The organism is Sorangium sp. So ce1153 (assembly GCF_051521595.1).
Lineage (GTDB): Bacteria > Myxococcota_A > Polyangia > Polyangiales > Polyangiaceae > Sorangium.
The window spans coordinates 11,731,323-11,749,264 of sequence record NZ_CP150361.1; the positions used below are offsets into that span (position 1 = coordinate 11,731,323).

Below are 17,942 nucleotides of genomic sequence, written 5' to 3' on the forward strand. Positions count from 1 at the left end.
GAGAGCCGAGCGCGCTCGATGCTGCAGCGAGCGACGGAAGCCCGTCGTGACGTGGCCTGGCAAGACGGCGCATCAGGTACGCCGCGAACAGAAGAAGGGTCCCAGCCGACCAGGAAGAAGAACGCCGGCGAAAAAGAAGATTTACTTCTTCAGCCAGGTCTGGGTCCTGCCGAGGAGGGAGATGCCCAGAAAGCCGCGCACCTTCAGCTTCTTCCCGCCCTCGATCGCCTCGAGCTTGCAGCTATAGGTCTCGCCGTTGTTCGGATCCAGGATCGTGCCGTCATCGTACTCGTCGTCATCGCGGACCATGTTCCTGATGATGACGAGCCCCACAAGGGGCTTGTTCTTGTCGGCACCCTCACAGGCGGTGCAGAGCTTCGGCTTCCCCTTCTCGTCGAGCGGCTGCTTCAGGCTCACGATCCTGCCGAAGATCTTCCCGCCCTTCTCGTAAATCTCCACCACCGACTGCTCGACCCCCTGCTCATCGATCGTCCGCCACTGGCCGATCACGGGGAGAGGAGCCGCGAGCGCGAGCGAAGTGGCGAGGGAGCAACCCAGGGCGGCAGAGAGAGCCAGGAACCTCTTCATGTCGTCAAAACTCCTTTCATCGGTCCGCGAAGCCACGGCGTTCGGCCCTGGCGTGGTGCTTGATTCGCATGTCGGCGTGCGCCGCCGTGTGCAACATGCCTTGGAGGGGGGACGAGGCGCCGCGCCGTTTGTTCATCGGGCCGGAGGGAGCGGCGGCGGGAGGCAGGGCTCTGGTCAGAGGCGGCGCCGAACGGTGGACATGGCCCCTCTCGCAGCAGCCCTGCGGCGCGGTGGACGTCATCTTTCCCCCGAGGGTACCGAGCGGGCTCGTGGAGCGCAACGGCGCCGTGCAGCGCGTCGCCGGGACATCTGGTGGCCAGCGAACGATCGATGCTACGGGGCTGGATCCCGTCCTGGCCGATCTGCCCATGGTCCGCGCCTCGGCCGCGCGTCCGTCCTGCGCCGGTGCGATCCCGCCGACTGAGGCGGTCATGTAAGGTGCTCTATGTCAACCAGCGCGTACAGCGTGGCCGTACGGTGGGACCGGTGATGCCACGAACCCTTGATCTCCCCCGGACCTGGTCCTGCCGCGAGTCACCCGCTTGACGGACAGGCCGCCGTCCCACGATCCTTGACGTCCACTTCACATGAGCGCTGAGCATGTCACTGCCTCTCGTCCGGCTTCCGTCGCTCGATCTCGTCAAGGGCTTCGTCGCCGTCGGCCGGCGCATGAGCATCACCCTGGCCGCCGAGGACCTGTGTCTGACCCAGTCTGCCGTCAGCCGCCAGGTGTCGGCCCTGGAAGAGGCGCTCGGCGTGAAGCTGCTGGTGCGCGGCCACCGGTCGATCCGCTTCACGGTCGACGGTGAGAGGTTCTTCAAGGTCGCCGACATGGCGGTGCAACAGCTGCAGGACGCGGTGGCGGCGATGCACAGGCGCCACGAGAAGCAGCCGGTGACGATCACCGCCAGCATCGGCGTCGTCGGCCTGTGGCTGGTGCCGCGCCTCGGCGCCTTGAACGAAGAGCTGCCGGACGTGGACGTGCGCATCGCCACCAGCAACAAGCTGATGGACCTGCGTGCCGAAGGCGTGGACATCGCCATCCGCTACTGCGCGCCCGGCGCCGCGCCGGAAGGCGCGGTGCCCCTGTTCGGAGAGACGCTGGTGCCCGTGGCCCATCCGTCGCTGCGACTGCGCGGCCGGCCGGCGGCCGACGTGGTCAAGCAGCACGTGCTGCTGGAGCTCGACGATCCGAAGCGGCCCTGGCTGCAGTGGAACGAGAAGCTCGAGCTGATGGGGCTGGAACGGCTGAAGCCCCGGGGCATCATCCGCTTCAACCAGTATGACCAGCTCATCCATGCCGCCACCAGCGGGCGGGGCGTGGCGCTGGGCCGCTCGGCCCTCGTCGCACCGCTGGTCAAGGCCGGCAGCCTGGAGGCGCTGGGATGGGACCAGGGGCAGTGGACATCGTCCCATGAGTACTGGCTGGTCCAATCCGATCCCAGCCCCACGCCCGACGTGCAGCGGGTGTGCCAATGGATACGCCGCCAGGCCGCCTCGGGCACGCACTGACTTGCGTGCCGGGAATGCGAGCCCGCCCGAAATCTCACTTGAGGGTCCATCACCGGCGACGTGAAATGGACGTGTGCCCGCGCCCCCGCGGTCCATTCACAAGGAGAAGTCCTTGACGTCCGTTACGTCCGTTACCTCCCTTCCCGCCACGCTCGCCGACCCCCTGCCCGCCACCTCCCCGCGCGGCAGCCAGGGGCCGGCGTTCACGCCATCTCGCCCTCGGGTGCCGTTCGTGCGCGGCACGGTGGGCTATCTGAAGCCGGCAGACGCCCGGCCGGTCATTCACCTGGTTGATACAGGCCCGGATGTGCCCTGGGAGAACTTCGAGCACGACCTGCGCGAGGTGCCGATCGTCGACGCGCGCCTCGCGCCCGCCCCGCCCCGCATCCACCACGAGGGCTTCGAGCTGTGGGACGCGCCGTCGCGCCTGCGCAGCTTCCATGAGGAGGCGCTCCAGGCCGTCTACTACCCGGAGTGCGTGGAGCTGGCCTGCCTCGTCACCGGCGCCTCGCGCGGCTTCGTGTTCGACCACCTGGTGCGCCAACGCGAGGAAGGCCGCCCGCCCCTGACCTTTGGCCGCCGCGGCGCCGGGGGCGCGCCCGCGGCGGCGGGCCGGGTTCACAACGACTACTCGGAAGACAGCGGCCGCAGGCGCCTCCACCTGGTGCTCGACGATCCTGAGGCCGCTGCCGCGGTGCGCCGCTACAGCATCGTCAACATCTGGCGCTCGATCGGCGGTGTCGTGAGGGATACCCCGCTGGCGGTGTGCGACGCCACCAGCGTGAACATGGCTGACCTGGTGCCCGCGGAGCTGCGCTACCCGCGCCGGGTCGGCGAGATCTACCTATCGCACCACGCGCCCGGCCACCGCTGGGCCTACTTCTCGGAAATGGACACCCACGAGGCGCTGGTCTTCAAGCAGTTTGACTCGCGAGCGAGCGGCACCTCGCGCTTCACGCCCCACGCCGCCTTCGACCTGCCCCACATCCCGAGCGACGCGCCCTTGCGGCGCAGCATCGAGGTGCGCTGCCTCGTGGTCTACGACTGAACGCGACGAACAAGGAGGACCCATGACAGGACAGGTCGAGTGCTGGTTCGACTTCGGCAGCAACTACAGCTACATCGCCGTCTCCCGGATCACGCCGCTGGCGCGGGATGCACGGGTCGACATCGTCTGGCGCCCGTTCCTGCTGGGCCCGGTCTTCAAGCGCCTGGGATGGGACACCTCGCCCTTCGTGCTGCAGAAGGAAAAGGGCGAATACGCGTTCATGGACACCGCCCGCCAGTGCGCCAGATACGGCGTGCCATGGCGCCGCCCCACCACCTTTCCGCGCGCGGCGGTGCACACCATGCGCGTGGCCGCCGCCTTTGCCGAGCAGCCCTGGGTGGGCGACTACTGCCGGCGGGTGATGCAGCTGAACTTCGCCGAGGACAGGGACATCAACACCGACGAGGTGGCGGTGCAGGTCCTCGATGAGCTCGGGCTGGACGGCCGCAAGCATGTGCAAGAGGCCCACGCAGAGCCGCGCAGGGCCAGGCTGCGGGCGTTCAGCGAAGAGGCCATCCTCCGCAAGATCTTCGGCGCGCCCACCTTCTTCGTCGGCGACGAGATGTTCTGGGGCAACGACAGGCTGGAGGAGGCGCTGGCCAGGGCAAGCGCCGGGTGACCCCACGCCCGCCGGGCACGCGGACGGCACCGGGCTGTCGACCCGGGCCCCCGTGACGGTCGCGCCCGCGAGCTCCCGCGCGAGGCGAGCTCACGGCGAGCTACGACAGCGGCTGCACGCTGTGGGCCGGCGGCAGAAAGGTGCCGGCTGGGCCCGAGCCACCAAGGCCTCGCTCCACCACGGCGCGCGTGTGGTAGCCCTTCACACCAGGACAGGCATTCGTCTACGATTGATCGATGCTCGCTCCAACCCCAGCGCTTCCTGAAGAGCCGCCGTCGGAGCGCGGCCGGCTGCGACAGGAGCGTGACTTCTACCGGAGTCTCCTCGATCTCGGCGCGAAGAACGAGATCGAGCCGTTCCTCGACGAGTGCCTGGCGCAGATAGCGAAGATCGCCGGCGCACGGCGCGGCTACCTCGAGCTCCGGGAGGACGGCGCGAGCAGCGAGGAGCCGCGCTTCTGGACGGCACACGGATGTTACGACGACGAGATCGACGAGATCCGTAAAGCCTTTTCCAGCGGCGTGATCGCCGCGGCGCTCGCGACTGGACAGACCATCATCACGGAGTCGGCCCTCAAGGATCCTCGTTTCGGTACCCGGGGCAGCGTCCGACGGAACCAGACGGAGGCCGTGCTCTGCGCTCCGATCGGCGATGACCCGCCGTTCGGGGTGATCTACCTCCAGGACCGCATCGCGCCCGGCCCCTTCTGCGAGGAGGACCGGCATCGCGCGGAGATGTTCGCCCGGCACATCGCGCCGTACGCCGACCGCCTGCTGATCCGCCGGCGCCGCCGGGAAGAGGCCGATATGACCCTGGAGAGCCGCAGCAAGCTCCGCGCCGACGGGATCATCGGGCGCAGCGTCGCGATGGGCCGCATGCTCCAGCAGGTCGCGGTGGCCGCGCCCCTCGAGGTCGCCATCCTGCTGACCGGCCCCTCGGGCTCTGGCAAAACCCAACTTGCCCGGCTCCTCCACAGCAACAGCCCCCGATCCGCCGGGCCGTTCGTGGAGCTCAACTGCGCAGCCTTGCCCGAGTCGCTCCTCGAGAGCGAGCTCTTCGGCGCTCTCCCGGGGGCGCACTCGACCGCGTCGAAGCGGCTCATCGGCAAGGTCGCCGCCGCGGAGAGAGGCACGCTGTTCCTCGACGAGATCTTCGAGCTCAAGCTCGCGGCGCAAGCGAAGCTGCTCCAGCTGCTCGAGTCGAAGGAGTACTTCCCGCTCGGGAGCGCGAAGCCCTTCCGGGCCGACGTGCGGGTGATCGCCGCGACCAACGCCGATCTCAGGGACGCCGTCTCCCGGAAGGAGTTCCGCGAGGACCTCTACTACCGGCTCCACGTGCTCCCGATCCGCGTGCCGTCGCTCGCCGAGCGGCGAGAGGACATCCGGCCGCTGGCCGAGCACTTCTGCTCGCGCGCGGTGCACACCCATCACCTGCCGCAGATCCAGCTCAGCGCGGACGCGCTCCGCGCCGCCGAGACGGCGGAGTGGGCGGGCAACGTGCGGGAGCTCCTTCATGCGCTGGAGGCCGCGGTGATCCGCGCGGCAGGCGAGGGCTCGCTGCAGGTCGAGCGACGTCACCTGTTCCCGGGCGCGGAGCAGGTGGACGGCGCGCGGCGGACATTTCAGGAGGCGACCCGCCGCTACCAGGAGCAGCTCGTTCGCCAGGCCGTCGAAGAGACGAGCTGGAACGTCACCGAAGCCGCAGCCCGGCTCGGCTTGACGCGCGCGCACCTCTACAACCTGATCCGGGCCTTCGGGCTGGAGCGACCCCGGAGCGCGCTGCGGGAGCGCTGAGTGGCCAACGCCGCGCTCACGCCCAGGTGGAGCCCACCGGACCTCTTCGACGAGTACCGCCTCGTGCGGCTCCTTGGCCGCGGCGCGATGGGGCTCGTTTACCTGGCCCACGACGGGCTGCTCGACCGGTCGGTGGCCATCAAGTTCATCGCGTCGGTGCGCCCTGATGAGACCGCGCGCCAGCGCTTCTACGTGGAAGCACGGGCGATCGCGCGGCTCTCGCACCCCAACGTGGTCGCGGTCCACCGCGTCGGCGAGGTCGATGGGCGCCCCTACCTCGTGGCCGAGTTCGTCCGCGGCCGGTCCCTGGACGAGATCGAGAGGCCGATCCCGTGGAAGCGCGCGCTCACGATCGGCCTGGGCCTCGCCCGCGGCCTCGCCGCTGCGCACAGGCAAGGCGTCCTGCACCGGGACATCAAGCCCGCCAACGTGATGCTCACCGAGGCCGACGAGGTGAAGCTGCTCGACTTCGGCCTGGCCAAGCTCCTCGCCGAGGGGACCGCCGCCGCCGCGGAGCCCGGCGCGCTCGCGCCCAGCGACGAGGAGCTGCGGGGCCGGAGCGCCTCCATGACGCGCGAGCTGACCGGCGTGGGTGACGTCGTCGGCACGCCCCTCTACATGGCGCCCGAGACGCTCCGCGCCGAGCCAGCGACGCGGCGCAGCGACATCTACTCGCTCGGGGCGGTCGTCTACGCGCTCTGCGCGGGCACCTCGCCGCGCGAGAGCTCGGCCGACGCGGACTGGATCCACGCGGAGCCAGCCCCGCTGGCGTCGCTCACGCACGGGATCGAGCCCCGCTTCGCCGCCGCGGTGAGCCGGTGCCTGCAGCAGGACCCGTCGCTGCGCTTCGCGTCCGCCGACGAGCTCTGCGACGCGCTCACGCTCATCCTTCAGGACAGGGACGCCGGCGACGTTCCGCGCGGGAACCCCTACCGCGGCCTGTCGCCCTTCGAGGCAGAGCACCGTAGCCTGTTCTTCGGGCGGAGCGTCGAGATCGAGGCGGTCCTCGACCGGTTGCGCGCCCAGACCCTGGTGCTCATCGCCGGAGATTCGGGCGTCGGAAAGTCCTCGCTGTGTCGCGCCGGCGTGCTCCCGCGCGTCGCCGAGGGGGCGCTCGGCGATGGCCGCCGCATCTCGGTCATCTCCGTCATCCCCGGCAAGCACCCGCTCGACGCGCTCGCGCAGGCGGCGCCGGTGGCCGCGGCGCTGCGCGTCGGCCCGGCGGGCCCAGCCGGCCCCGGCGGCGCCGAGCTCGACGTGGATCGCGCGGAGCTCGTCCACGCGATGCGGGCCGATCCCGGGAGGCTCGGCCGGGAGCTCGCGCGGACGCTGGGGCGCAGCGACGGGCTGGTGCTCTTCGTGGATCAGCTCGAGGAGCTGCTCACGCTGAGCGACGCCGAGGAGGCGGCCTGCTTCGCCCAGGTGATCACGCGCCTGGGCTCGCTCACCTCGGCCGTGCGCGTCCTCATGACCGTGCGCGGCGACTTCTTCACGCGCATCGCGGCCCTCCCCGGGTTCGCCGAGGAGGCCTCTCGCGCGCTGTACCTGCTCCGTCCGCTCTCGCCGGCCGCGACGCGCATCGCGATCACCGGCCCGGCGCACCGGACGGGGGTCACCTTCGAGTCGGACGAGATGATCAGCGCGCTCGTGGAGTCCTCCACGCGCGCCCCCGGCGGCCTCCCCCTGCTCCAGTTCGCGCTGGCGGAGCTCTGGGAGGCGCGCGATCCGGTGCATCAACGCGTGACGGCCGCGGCGCTCGAGGAGATCGGCGGCGTGGTCGGCGCGCTCGCGCGCCACGCGGACGGCGTCATCGCGGCGCTCCCTCACGACCAGCGCCGGTCGGCCCGCCGCATCCTGCTGCGGCTGATCACGGCCGAGGGGACGCGGGCGCGGCGCTCCGCGGAGGAGCTCGACGGGGGCGCTCCGACCGCGCGCGCCACGCTGGAGGCGCTGGTCCGCAGCCGGCTCCTCGTCGCCCGGGAGATGGATGATCAGATCGTCTACGAGGTCGCTCACGAGGCCTTGCTCAAGGGGTGGGAGACGCTGCGCGGCTGGCTCGACACCGACGGCGAGCAGCGCCGCGCCCACGCTCGGGTCGAGGCGGCGGCCGCCGAGTGGCTGCGCCTCGGCCGCGCGCCCGACGCGCTGTGGAGCGAGCGCCGCCTCGCCGCGGCCGCGGCGCTCGACGCGGGCGAGCTCTCGCCGCTCGAGGCGGAGTTCCTCGCCGCTTCCCGCCGCGCGCTCCGGCGCGCGAGGCTGCATCGCTGGGCCGGGCTCGCGGTGACGCCGGTGCTCCTCCTGATCGCGCTGGGCGGGGTCCGGCTCAAGGCGCGTCACGACCTCGAGCGGGTGATCGACAGGCACGAGGCGCAGGGGCGCGCGGCGACAGCCTCGGGCACGCAGCGCGTGCGCGAGGCCGAGGAGCAGCGGCGCCTCGCGTTCGAGCGCTTCGACACGCTCGCGGGCGCGCCCGCGGGCCAGGCCGCCGCGCGCCGCGAGGAGGCCGAGCAGCGCTGGGCGCGGGCGCGTGAGGCCTACCAGGGGGCCGAGGCGGCGTTCGCCACGGCGTCCCAGGCGTTCGAGGCCGGGCTGGCGCTCGAGCCCGCGTCGACGAAGCTCCGCGGCCTCATCGGCGACGTCTGCCTGGAGCGCATCCTGGTCGCCGAAGGGCTCAACGACGGCGAGCGGCGGCGCGACCTCGCGCAGCGGCTCGCCCTCTACGACGAGGGCGGCGAGCGGCGGCGGTGGCTCGACGCGCCGCCGCGCCTGTCGATCGAGAGCGCGCCGGCCGGCGCAGAGGTCACCCTGGAGCGCTACGCCGACGACGGGGGCCACCGCCGGCCGGTGCGCGTCGGCGTCGTCGGGCGCACGCCGGTCGTCGAGGCGGAGATCGCGGCCGGCCCGGGGTCGTACCGGCTCCAGATCGAGGCTCCGGGGCGCGAGGTGGTCCGCTTTCCGGTGCAGCTCGCGCGCGCCGAGCGCGCCCGGGTCGCGGTGGCGCTCCCGGCCGCCGGCGCGGTGCCCCGGGGCTATGTCCATGTGCCGGCGGGCCGGTTTCTCTTCGGCTCCAGCGCGATCGAGGGGCTGCGGCGAGGGATGCTGAACGCGCAGCCGCTGCGCGAGGTGCAGACGGGGAGCTACGTGATCAAGCGGACCGAGGTCACGCTGGGCGACTGGATCGAGTTCCTGCGCGAGCTGCCGCCGTCCGAGAGGGACCGGCGCCTCCCGCACACGAACAACCGGCAATGGGGTGTCGAGCTCGGGCTCACGTCGGGCGACGCGTGGCAGCTCGCGCTGGTGCTCAACGGCGAGCGGACCACGGTGCGCGAGGGGCAGCCGCTCGTCATCCCGGCGCGCGACCGCCGCGTGGCCCAGGACTGGCGGCGCTTTCCGGTGACCGGCATCGCGATGTCCGACGCGCACGCCTACATGGACTGGCTTGGGCGCACCGGGCGCCTCCCCGGAGCCCGCTTCTGCGACGAACGGGAGTGGGAGCGGGCGGGGCGAGGGGCGGACGATCGGAGTTACCCTCACGGTGATCGGCTCGATCCGGACGACGCGAATTTCGATGAGACCTACGGCCGCGTGAGCCGCGCGTTCGGGCCTGACGAGGCCGGCTCGCACCCCGCCTCGGAGAGCCCGTTCGGGCTGCACGACATGTCGGGGAGCGTCTACGAGTGGACGCGGTCGGCAGGAGGAGAGGGCGAGATCGTGGTCCGGAGCGGGGCGTGGTACTACGACAGGATCGCCGTGCGGATCGAGAACCGGACGCTCGTCGAGCCGGAGACCCGCGATTACGCGCTCGGCTTCCGGGTGTGCGCGGACTTCACGCCACGCGAGTGATCTCGGTGCGGACGTCCTCGGGCAGGTCGTCGCGGATGCTGTCGATGGGGACGCCCTCGTTGGCGTCCGTCTCGGGAGCGCCGCCACGGTGGAGCGCCACGAGCGTCCAGTCCTTGTTGAAGCAGGGGGAGCCCGAGGAGCCTTCGTCGGTCGTGACGCGGTACGTGACCCGCGCTCGCTCCCTCACTTCCTTGACGCCTCGCGAGTTCGTGGCGAGCCGGAGGGGATTACCGCCAGGGTGCTGAACGACATAGATGGGCTCATCCACGGTGAACCTGCGCTCGCCTTGCGTAACGGGCGGCGGGACGCTGATATGCCCGCGTCGAGCCCCCTCGATCTGGTCGTCGCCCGGCTCGTCGGCGAGGCGCACGACGGCGTAGTCGAGATCGTTGTCGCGGACGCGCGGCGCGTCCCGCGCCGGATTGCATGCGACGAACCAGTCGTCCGCGAGCCCGCACAAGCGACCAGCCGCGTCCTTTTCGAGATAATCGAACTGAAACAGCACCCGGCCCGGCGATCTCAGGATCCCCGCGAGCAGGTAATACAGGACGTGCCAGTTCGTCAGGACGAGAGAAGGCCCGATCAAGAACCCAGTTCCGAGCGTCTTGTAGCCGTCGGGATCCTTTCGTACGATCCTGCACACGCGGCGCTCTATCCGCGTCCGCTGCCCGTTCCACGCATCCTCCAGGAGCCTCGATCCTGGCGGCAGCGGGTAGCGCCGGCCCACCCCGGGCTGGGTGTAAGAGCTGCCGTCGATCTCCCGGTCGATGCCGCTGCGATTCCGCTTGGCGAAGTGTCTCATGCTGGCGTCGAGCAGCGCGTGATCCCAGTTCTCCAGCTCTGCCGCCGCGACGAGCTTGCCGATCATCTCCTCGAGTGTCCTCCCCGCGAATCGCGATGAATTGCGGTGGAGGTCGCTCTCGATCAGCTGCTTGAGCTCGGCAGTGCTCCACGTGGTCCGTTTCAGCGCTATGTCGAGCTGTGCCTTCAATCCGTCAGGAGAACTCATATTCATCACCTACTAGCGTCCGAGTGGCTTGTATCGGTATGGCTGAACCTGTGTCTATCCATTCTCATCGCCGTGCCGTGCACAGCTCGGGCTTCACGGGGCACCTGTCCTGCGGCGCCGGCTTTCCGGGCTCGCTACGGGTCAGGAGGAGCGTGCCCTGAGGCCACGTCTCGCCAGGGTTATAGTCCTGCTGGCAGCGCTTTCCGCTCTCGATCGTTTCCAAGAGGTCGTTGCAGTCCTTGTAGCGAGGGCGCTTCAAGCAAACGAGCCCCTCGGCCCCCCACGCCGCCTCGAAGGCGAGGTTCGGGGCCCTGTTGCCGGCGTCCTTCTGTCGGATACCCAGCCCGTCGAAGATATCCACGAAGGTATTATCGCACGTGTACGACGTGTCGTTATTGAGGTACCGGGCGCGCGCCGCCATGACGCACGCCTCGTGGTGCTCGGCGAGCTTCGTGCCTGTGCCGTGGGGGTACGTCGCCCAGGGCACGTAACCCCAGTGGACGCACTTGGCTGCGACGCCCGAGATGCAGGCCAGCGTGACCACGCTCTTGCCATCGACCGTCGAGGAATACCGGCCGTTTTTATCCCAGTACCCGGGGACGGCGATAGCCTTCCCTTCCAGAGCGCTGGCCTCGTTCGGGCAGCGCTGCTCATCCTTGTATTTGATGCCGCTGCAGAGGTTGTACTCACCCTTGTCGGACGTCTTCGCCCATACGTCGTAGAGCGGCGGCGCGTCGATCGAGATCCCACTTGCGTCCTTGACGCAGACGTCGGTCGTGCTCGTCTCGACGCGGAGGTCGACGTTCTCGCCGCTGGGGTCGTGATGCCCACGTACGATGCTGGGGAGCACGGAAGGAGGCGAGACCCGGCTGCCGTCCCGCTCCGCCATCACATACGTGAAGTTCTCGAGGCACCCGCCGCGGACGAGACGCGACTGCATACCTCCGTGCTCTTCTCGACTGAGCTCCGGGCAGAGCGCGTGGAGCGTCATGCTGTCGGCGGGCCGAGCTGACTCAGCGCTGCCGTCGGGAACGCGCCCCGGAGAGGGCTGCGTCCCGGGGGAGCATCCGCTGCCCGCGATCAGCGAAAGCCCCGTGATCCCCAGTGCGATGGCGGCTATCCTGCCCAGTAGAACGATGCGTGTTGTCATCACTTTCTTCCTTGTCCCTCGTCACGAGCGGCGGACACGGCCCCTGGGCCGCGGCCGATGGCACGATCGGGTCTAGATCTTCAGAGCGCTGCGCGCGCCGGTAGGCGCCTCAGCAAGCGTCGGGCCACCGCGACCCGCCGGCGCAGGCTCCGCGGCCGGCGCCCGCCGGGACGCCTCGACGCCGGCATGGTCCGCGAGCGCTGGCTTGCGGCGCGGCCCTGCATCGAGCCCGACCGTCTACTCGACTTGACGCGCACCGTCCACCTGGCTTGACGCGACGGCGGCGCCAGCGCCCGCGCGGACCGCCAGGCGCCTGCGATCCTGCTTCGCCGCGGCCATCGGCCTCGGCGGCACGGCGTGTGCTCAATGGCGTGTCGTCTGACGAGCCGCTCCGCTGAGTGAGGGGAGCGGCGGGCGCCGAGCCGAGCTCCGGCGGCGGCGACTCCGAGGCCGAGGACAGCGAGGCGGCTGCTCATGCTCGACGACATCACGCTCACGATCCGCTGGGAAAGTGGTGACGGAGCCTGGCTCTTCTCCGTGATCGACAATGGAAAGGTGAGGCTCGTGAACGCCGAGAAGCAGGAAGGGCGGGGCGAGGTCAGCGTGGCCTACCAGGCGGACAGCGCCTCGACCCATCGGATCGAGTGGTTGCTGTCATTTCCCGAGCGCACCCTCCGCGGGCTCGAGGCTATCGCGACCGTCAACGGCGGCTTCGAGCAGCGGCTCAGCTCCAGGGAAGAGGCGACGACCAGGTGGCTGGACAGCGGAGTGGCCGCCTCATGAGCTGCCTGCAGGCCGCGATCGCCCGGGCGCGCTGTCGCGCGCGGGGCTGACATGCACCCGGCGAGACCACCCGGTCGAGCCGGTCAACCGTGTGGTGTGGAGCAGAGGCCGCCCCGCCATGGAGGCGCCGGGAGCGATGCTCCTCATGAAGGAAGAAGGAAGGACGAAGAACATGAAGCTCTCGATTTCACTGGATCACGACGGCAGCGTGCACCTCAGGACCATTGGTGAGGTCTTCACGCCTCCGCTCACGGAGACGTCGAAGCCCGAGGTGTCGGACGTGAACGCCCAGAAGGGGCGCCCCTCGCGCTTCGTCCTCCAGCCGGGCGTGTACGAGTACCACTTTCACGTGGACAACGGTTCGGGGGCGTTCACCGTCGCCGTCACGCCCGAAGGGACGCAGGAGCCGATCGCCAGCAAGCAGTTTGACACCAAGTATGGCTTCGCCGGCAAGGTCCTGCGTTTCGAGGTGGGGTCGTGAGGCGTGCGGCGACAGCCCTCCTGAGCATGGCGATCCTCGCCGGCACCGCCCCGGTTCCCGCCCAGCCGACCAAGGTGGAGCGGGGTGGGAGCCGCATCGCGTCCGTCTTGCCGACGCTCAAACTGGAAGGGTCCACAGAGGGCAGCGCGAAGCTCGAGGTGGGCGCGGACATCGTCGTGCGAGCTTCCGACAGCATCGACCTGTCGATCGCGCCCGGCCTTGAGCTGACGACGGCGGACGGGCTCGCGGCGCTCTTCTCGACGGACGAGGCCGACGAGGCGAGCGCGATGCCGTTGCGTGCCGGAGGGACCGTTTCGCTCTATTATCTGGGAGAGCCGGTCTCGAGGACCGCCATCCCCGCATTCCGTAATGCGGATCTGCGCGCAAAGAACGCCGCCGTCGCGCGCTGCGCGTTCGTCTGCAAGCAACAGCCCGAGGGAGAGAGCTGCAAGAGATTCCAGGCGGCGCTGGGGCCGGATAAGTCGGCGGACTCGATATCTCCTGAGGACCTGTGCAATGACGGTCTGGCGCTCTGGATCAAGCACGAACAGCTCACCGCGCCCGAGCTGCGGGGCATGTATCCTGAGTTGATCCTGTCGGCGAAGGGCGTCGTGGGCCGCGACAGCTTCACCTACATGGCCGCGGAGCCTGGCCAGACGAGCCTGGCGCTCCGCGAGGATGAGCGGCATACCTCGTACGAGATCGGCACGTCGCTCGCCTGGGTCACGCCCGTGTTCGTGGGCTGGGCATCGATGCTGACGCTCGAGGGGTCGTTCCGCGTCACGGCGGGCCATGAGGCGAGCTCCGTCTCGGCCGAGTGGTGCACCCCCGTCGGCTCGGTGCCACGCCAGGACGGCTCCGGCGCCGACGAGGCCGAGGCCTGCACGACCGGGACCTACGGCGCTCCCGCGTCCTCGACGAAGATGCGCGGGGCGCTCCGCGTCGGCGCGCTGAACCGACTGCAGAGCCTTTGGCGTGTCGCGCTGGGGCCCTACTTCGTGCGCGACGGGGACAGCTACGCGGTCGGCGTCGAGGTTCCGCTGTACCTCAACTTCGCCTCGACGCCGGAGTACGTCGGCGAATACAAGGGCCTGCTGGGCATCACCCCGAGGGCCGAATGGTCGGTCCGTGGCGACGGGTTCCCGGAGAGTCGATTCGTGCTCACGCTGGCGCTGCTCGGGCAGCGCTCCTTCTTCGGCGCCGCGTTCGACTGACGCGCCCATCGCGGCCCCCGCACGTCTCCTCGTTCGAGCCATCGAATAGCCGCGCCGTGCTCTGACAAGCATCCCAGTGGAGGAGTTTGTGTCCATCCTACCGCGACGCCGTCCCGCCTTCGTCACGCTCGGTGCTGCCATCATCGTGCTGGTGATGGCTTCGCTCCGAGCGTTCGCCGCCGGCGAGCCGCCGGGGGTTCCTGCCGGTGCCCCGCCTCCCGGCAGCGCCGCGCCCCGGCCAGCGACCGCTGCGCCGGGCTTGCCGCCCGCGCCCGCGGGCGATCAGGCGGCCGTGCCTGGCCTCGGCGCTAGCAGCCCGAAACCGGCCCGGGCCATCGTCGCGAACGTCGAGCCCGCCGAGGTGGTGCGCGGCGCGGGCGTGATCGTCTCGGGATCGGGGTTTCCTCCATCGCCGGATCAGATCGAGATCCGGCTCGACGACCACCGGATCGTGCCGCGCGAGGTCGACCCGAACGGCACCTGGCTCACGTTCGTCGTCCCCGCGAAGCGCACCGAGCGCGACAGGGGTGGGTCCGGGAGAGACCGGCGGGAAGCGAAGCAGGGCCTGCTCCGGCTAGGGATCCATCGCCTCTCCGTGCTCGTGAAGTCAGGCGGGCCGGCCTCCTGGGTTCCTGCGCGGGGGCGCGCCCACCAGCTCCGGCTCGTCCCCGACACCGAAGGACCGCCAGAGCTCTCCGCGACGTACCCAGCCGTGACCTACCCCGAAAGCAGATATCAGCTATCGGTGATGGGGAGCGGATTCAGCCGCGAGCCGTCCGACAACATTCCGGTCGTCGACGGCCGAGAGCTGGCCGTCTGCGAGCATCTCGATTGCTCTTCGTGCACCGGCGAGGTGTGCGTGAAGGTCGTCAGCAGCCGGCAGCTGGAGATCAGCGGGATGCCGAAAGACGGGCTTTCGGGGCCGCGCGATCTCCGCATCCGGGTTGGTGACGACGTCTCCAATCCCATCCGTGTCACCTTCTCGGGCGTCGCCCAGAACGTACCCCTCTGGGCCGCTGCCCTGTTCGTGCTCGTCTGCGTCGTGCTCATCGCGATGGCCGTGGCGGCGGCTGGCAAGGTGACGCTGCCCTCAGGAGACACCTTGGGCAGCTGGGGTACGCTCTTTCTCGACAAGGAGACCCAGAGCTACAGCGTCGGGAAGCTCCAGCTCTATCTCTGGTGGTTCGCGGCGATCTTCGGCTATGTCTACTTGACGGCGGCGCGGAGCCTCGTCCAGGGGAACCTCGATCTCGCGCCCATACCGGACAGGCTTCCTGGGATCGTCATGATCAGCTCGGCGACGAGCGTCCTGGCGATCGGCATCACCAATGTCCGGGGCCCGAAGGGGGCGGGAGATATCAAGCCCTCCCTGTCGGACTTCATCACGGTCGGCGGGCTCGTCGCCGCCGAGCGCGTTCAGTTCCTGGTCTGGACCCTCGTCGGCGTCACTTCCTTCCTCCTGCTCGTGGTGCTGCGTGACCCGGCCGAGATCCAGGATCTCCCACAGATCCCGGAGGGGTTTCTGTACCTCATGGGGATAAGCTCGTTCGGTTACCTCGGAGGTAAGCTCGTTCGCGGAGCGGGCCCGGTCATCGATCTGGCCGACGTGATCGACGTCGACGAGAAGGCGCAGCCCTTCCGGTTGGCCGAGCTCCACATCCGGGGGCGCAACCTCTCGCGGGACGCGAGCGTCCGCTTCCATGGCGGCTTCGCCAGGCTCGTCACTGGCACGCGTCCCGAGGTGATCGAGAAGGAAGATCGACCGCCCGAGGGCGAATACGCCAGGATCTTGTCGCTGAAGATCGAGATCACGAACGCGAGCTGGCCGGCCGGCTCGTACGAGCTCACGCTGAGCAACCCCGACGGCCAGGAGGCGGTCAGCCGTGTCGTCGCGCGACCCACCGCTTGACCGCCCGCGGCGGCGCCGTGGCCGGGCGCCGCGGGCGTGCTCGCGAGCCGGCCCCGCGCTCCAGGCGCGCCCCGTCCGGCGACTCCGCCGGAGGCGGCTCGCAACGTCTCTTCGAAGCTCATGCAGGGAGATACACCGATGATCGAATATCTGCTCCATGTCATCGCAATGTTCACGGCGCTCGCCGGGGTCTTCGGTAAGACGGTGGACACCGGCCCGGACGGCAAGCCGAGGATCCGGCTGAGCGGCGTGTTTCTCATGGCCATGGCCATGGTCGCGTTCTGCGGATCTCTGTACAAGACGATGGAGGGGAGCGAGCAGAAGGAAGAAGCGAGGAAGGAGCAGGGGAAACTCAACGACAGGCTGCGCAGCCAGCAGGAGGAGATCAAGGCTGCCAAGGAGGCCATCGAGAAGACGAAGAGCGATCTGGGGAAGCAGCTCGACGGCGCGAACAAAAAGATGGCGGAGGCCCAGGAGAAGCTGTCGACGATAGAGCGCGCCGCACAAGGCATTCAGTCCGGGTCCAGCCAGGGAACCACCAGCATCAGGCAGGACGCCGCCAGGATCCTCAAGACCGCGCAGGAGCTGTCGAGATCGATAGACACCGGAAAGCAGGAGAATCGCTCCGGAGCCGAGCGAGTGTCTACCCAGCTGGGCGAGATTGCTTACCGGATGGAGCGCTCCGCCGACAAGGCAGATATCCACAGGGTGCGAGACGACCTGCTCGGCGAGATCCGCGGCGAGCTGGCGAACGAGAGGAAGTTCCTGGCCGAGCAGATCATCGCTGCGACGGCAGAGATCATAAAGAAGCTCAGCCCGCCTCCCCCGCCCCCTGCCACGTCGCCCCAGGCCTCGCCGACCGCCGACCCGTCCTCCACGCCATCGACTACGGCCTTGCAGAGCACCACGTCGCGGTAGCCTGACCCGCCTGCGACGCGAGCACGCGCTCACCGGCGCGGCCGGCCGGCAGCTCGGCGGAGCTCTCCCGGGGCGGCCGCGGAGATCGCGCGGCCCGCCTCACCCCGGCTCCCGCCGGGCGCGGCGGAGGCCCGCGGCCGCGCCCTTCCGGTCCTCCGGCTGGCAGCTCGGGCAGAAGATCGCGTCGTAGCCGTGCACGCTCGCGCGACGGAGCTTGTCGCCGCAGCGCGGGCAGGGCTGGCCCGGGCGCCCGCGGACCTTGAGGAAGTCGCGCAGCTTCTCGTCGAGCGGCGGCGCCCGCTGGGCGATCGTCCGCGTCGCGCCGCCGAGCACGCAGGCGATCGCCGCGTGCATGCGGTCGAGCTCCTCGTCCGACAGGCCCTTGACCGTCGCCTTCGGGTGGATCTGCGCCTCGAAGAGCACCTCGTCGGCGTACGCGTTCCCCATGGAGTCGAGCGCCGCCTTGTCCATCAGGAAGTCCTTGGCGAGGTCGCGCCGCCCGCGCGCGACGGCGCGGAACGCGTCGGGCGTGAACACCCGGGGATCGAGGACGTCGAGGCCCACGCGCCCGAGCCCGGGGATCTTGTCGTACTCGCCCCGCCCGAGCACGTAGGCCTTGCCCATCTGCACTTCGTCGCGATACCTGAGCTCGCGCCCGTCCGCGAGGACCAGCGAGAAGGCCAGATCGGTGGGAATCCGCGTCTCGCCAGGCAACGTGATCGAGAAGCGCCCCGCCAGCATCGGGGAGATCACGAGATCGAGCGCGCGCGCCCCGGCGAGCTCGAAGATGACGGCGTGCGCCCGCCGCGTCACGCGCCGGATCTCCTCGCCCGGCAGGAGCGCGTCGACGCGCTCCGGGAGCAGGACGCGCAGCACCACCGGGCTGTCGACCCGGGCCCCCGTGACGGTCGCGCCCGCGAGCTCCCGCGCGAGGATCGGGACGACGTACTCCAGGTCTGGGCGCTCGGGCACGACTCCAGAATACCGATCTCACCGCGAAGGTCGACGTGCGGCTCTCGCACCAGGCAGAAAAAGGCGCGCGCGCGGCGGGGCCGTGATCGCACGCTCGCGGAGG

The 17,942-nt window shown here is 70.0% G+C and carries 14 protein-coding genes; 10 read left to right on the forward strand and 4 right to left on the reverse strand.

Annotated features, from left to right (window positions below; genetic code table 11):
• Window positions 1–141 precede the first annotated feature (141 nt).
• Entirely contained in the window at window positions 142–588 is a 447-nt protein-coding gene (locus WME85_RS42680; RefSeq protein ID WP_437829926.1) for a DUF2147 domain-containing protein, read from the reverse strand.
• 600 nt (window positions 589–1,188) lie between these two features.
• Here WME85_RS42680 and WME85_RS42685 point away from each other — a divergent pair.
• The 5 genes from WME85_RS42685 (at window position 1,189) to WME85_RS42705 (ending at window position 9,403) form a co-directional block, all read left to right on the forward strand.
• Window positions 1,189–2,100, forward strand: coding sequence for a LysR substrate-binding domain-containing protein (locus WME85_RS42685; protein WP_437829929.1), 912 nt, complete (start codon window positions 1,189–1,191; stop codon window positions 2,098–2,100).
• A 73-nt stretch (window positions 2,101–2,173) separates the two neighbouring features.
• Window positions 2,174–3,148 (forward strand): CmcJ/NvfI family oxidoreductase, encoded by a 975-nt coding sequence (locus WME85_RS42690; protein ID WP_437829932.1) that lies wholly within the window; start codon window positions 2,174–2,176, stop codon window positions 3,146–3,148.
• A gap of 22 nt (window positions 3,149–3,170) precedes the next feature.
• Window positions 3,171–3,767 (forward strand): 2-hydroxychromene-2-carboxylate isomerase, encoded by a 597-nt coding sequence (locus WME85_RS42695; RefSeq protein WP_437829933.1) that lies wholly within the window; start codon window positions 3,171–3,173, stop codon window positions 3,765–3,767.
• Between the two features lie 236 nt (window positions 3,768–4,003).
• Window positions 4,004–5,560: a sigma 54-interacting transcriptional regulator gene (locus tag WME85_RS42700; RefSeq protein WP_437829934.1), complete on the forward strand. Its 1,557-nt coding sequence runs from the start codon at window positions 4,004–4,006 to the stop codon at window positions 5,558–5,560.
• Window positions 5,561–9,403 carry an nSTAND1 domain-containing NTPase gene (locus WME85_RS42705; RefSeq protein ID WP_437829936.1) on the forward strand — a complete coding sequence of 1,281 codons (3,843 nt, stop codon included), beginning with the start codon at window positions 5,561–5,563 and terminating at the stop codon, window positions 9,401–9,403.
• Here the strand turns inward: WME85_RS42705 and WME85_RS42710 are convergent.
• Both WME85_RS42710 and WME85_RS42715 read right to left on the reverse strand, forming a co-directional pair.
• Window positions 9,387–10,412 carry a trypsin-like serine peptidase gene (locus tag WME85_RS42710; RefSeq protein WP_437829938.1) on the reverse strand — a complete coding sequence of 342 codons (1,026 nt, stop codon included), beginning with the start codon at window positions 10,410–10,412 and terminating at the stop codon, window positions 9,387–9,389. The two genes, WME85_RS42705 and WME85_RS42710, sit on opposite strands and share 17 nt — an antisense overlap.
• Before the next feature lie 64 nt (window positions 10,413–10,476).
• Complete coding sequence (locus WME85_RS42715) at window positions 10,477–11,352, reverse strand: ADYC domain-containing protein (protein ID WP_437829939.1); 876 nt, start codon at window positions 11,350–11,352, stop codon at window positions 10,477–10,479.
• A 684-nt stretch (window positions 11,353–12,036) separates the two neighbouring features.
• Here WME85_RS42715 and WME85_RS42720 point away from each other — a divergent pair.
• The 5 genes from WME85_RS42720 to WME85_RS42740 all read left to right on the forward strand — a co-directional run bounded on the left by WME85_RS42720 (window position 12,037) and on the right by WME85_RS42740 (window position 16,867).
• Window positions 12,037–12,345 carry a hypothetical protein gene (locus tag WME85_RS42720; RefSeq protein WP_437829941.1) on the forward strand — a complete coding sequence of 103 codons (309 nt, stop codon included), beginning with the start codon at window positions 12,037–12,039 and terminating at the stop codon, window positions 12,343–12,345.
• Between the two features lie 145 nt (window positions 12,346–12,490).
• Entirely contained in the window at window positions 12,491–12,826 is a 336-nt protein-coding gene (locus WME85_RS42725; protein ID WP_437829943.1) for a hypothetical protein, read from the forward strand.
• Window positions 12,823–14,040: a hypothetical protein gene (locus WME85_RS42730; RefSeq protein ID WP_437829946.1), complete on the forward strand. Its 1,218-nt coding sequence runs from the start codon at window positions 12,823–12,825 to the stop codon at window positions 14,038–14,040. The genes WME85_RS42725 and WME85_RS42730 overlap by 4 nt, the downstream gene beginning before the upstream one ends.
• Before the next feature lie 154 nt (window positions 14,041–14,194).
• The gene (locus WME85_RS42735; protein ID WP_437829948.1) at window positions 14,195–15,949 is read left to right on the forward strand and encodes a hypothetical protein; all 1,755 of its coding nucleotides are present in this window, start codon (window positions 14,195–14,197) and stop codon (window positions 15,947–15,949) included.
• A gap of 138 nt (window positions 15,950–16,087) precedes the next feature.
• Window positions 16,088–16,867 carry a hypothetical protein gene (locus WME85_RS42740; RefSeq protein ID WP_437829951.1) on the forward strand — a complete coding sequence of 260 codons (780 nt, stop codon included), beginning with the start codon at window positions 16,088–16,090 and terminating at the stop codon, window positions 16,865–16,867.
• 99 nt (window positions 16,868–16,966) lie between these two features.
• On the opposite strand, the gene WME85_RS42745 is transcribed toward WME85_RS42740, so the two are convergent.
• Entirely contained in the window at window positions 16,967–17,839 is an 873-nt protein-coding gene (locus WME85_RS42745; protein WP_437829953.1) for a DNA-formamidopyrimidine glycosylase family protein, read from the reverse strand.
• Between the last annotated feature and the right edge of the window lie 103 nt (window positions 17,840–17,942).

Excerpts from the sequence above, each read along its gene's own strand:
- WME85_RS42680 (WP_437829926.1), bottom strand. The coding sequence starts at position 588 with ATGAAGAGGTTCCTGGCTCTCTCTGCCGCCCTGGGTTGCTCCCTCGCC.
- WME85_RS42685 (WP_437829929.1), top strand. The coding sequence starts at position 1,189 with ATGTCACTGCCTCTCGTCCGGCTTCCGTCGCTCGATCTCGTCAAGGGC.
- WME85_RS42695 (WP_437829933.1), top strand. The coding sequence starts at position 3,171 with ATGACAGGACAGGTCGAGTGCTGGTTCGACTTCGGCAGCAACTACAGC.
- WME85_RS42700 (WP_437829934.1), top strand. The coding sequence starts at position 4,004 with ATGCTCGCTCCAACCCCAGCGCTTCCTGAAGAGCCGCCGTCGGAGCGC.
- WME85_RS42710 (WP_437829938.1), bottom strand. The coding sequence starts at position 10,412 with ATGAGTTCTCCTGACGGATTGAAGGCACAGCTCGACATAGCGCTGAAA.
- WME85_RS42715 (WP_437829939.1), bottom strand. The coding sequence starts at position 11,352 with ATGCAGTCGCGTCTCGTCCGCGGCGGGTGCCTCGAGAACTTCACGTAT.
- WME85_RS42720 (WP_437829941.1), top strand. The coding sequence starts at position 12,037 with ATGCTCGACGACATCACGCTCACGATCCGCTGGGAAAGTGGTGACGGA.
- WME85_RS42725 (WP_437829943.1), top strand. The coding sequence starts at position 12,491 with ATGAAGGAAGAAGGAAGGACGAAGAACATGAAGCTCTCGATTTCACTG.
- WME85_RS42735 (WP_437829948.1), top strand. The coding sequence starts at position 14,195 with ATGGCTTCGCTCCGAGCGTTCGCCGCCGGCGAGCCGCCGGGGGTTCCT.
- WME85_RS42740 (WP_437829951.1), top strand. The coding sequence starts at position 16,088 with ATGATCGAATATCTGCTCCATGTCATCGCAATGTTCACGGCGCTCGCC.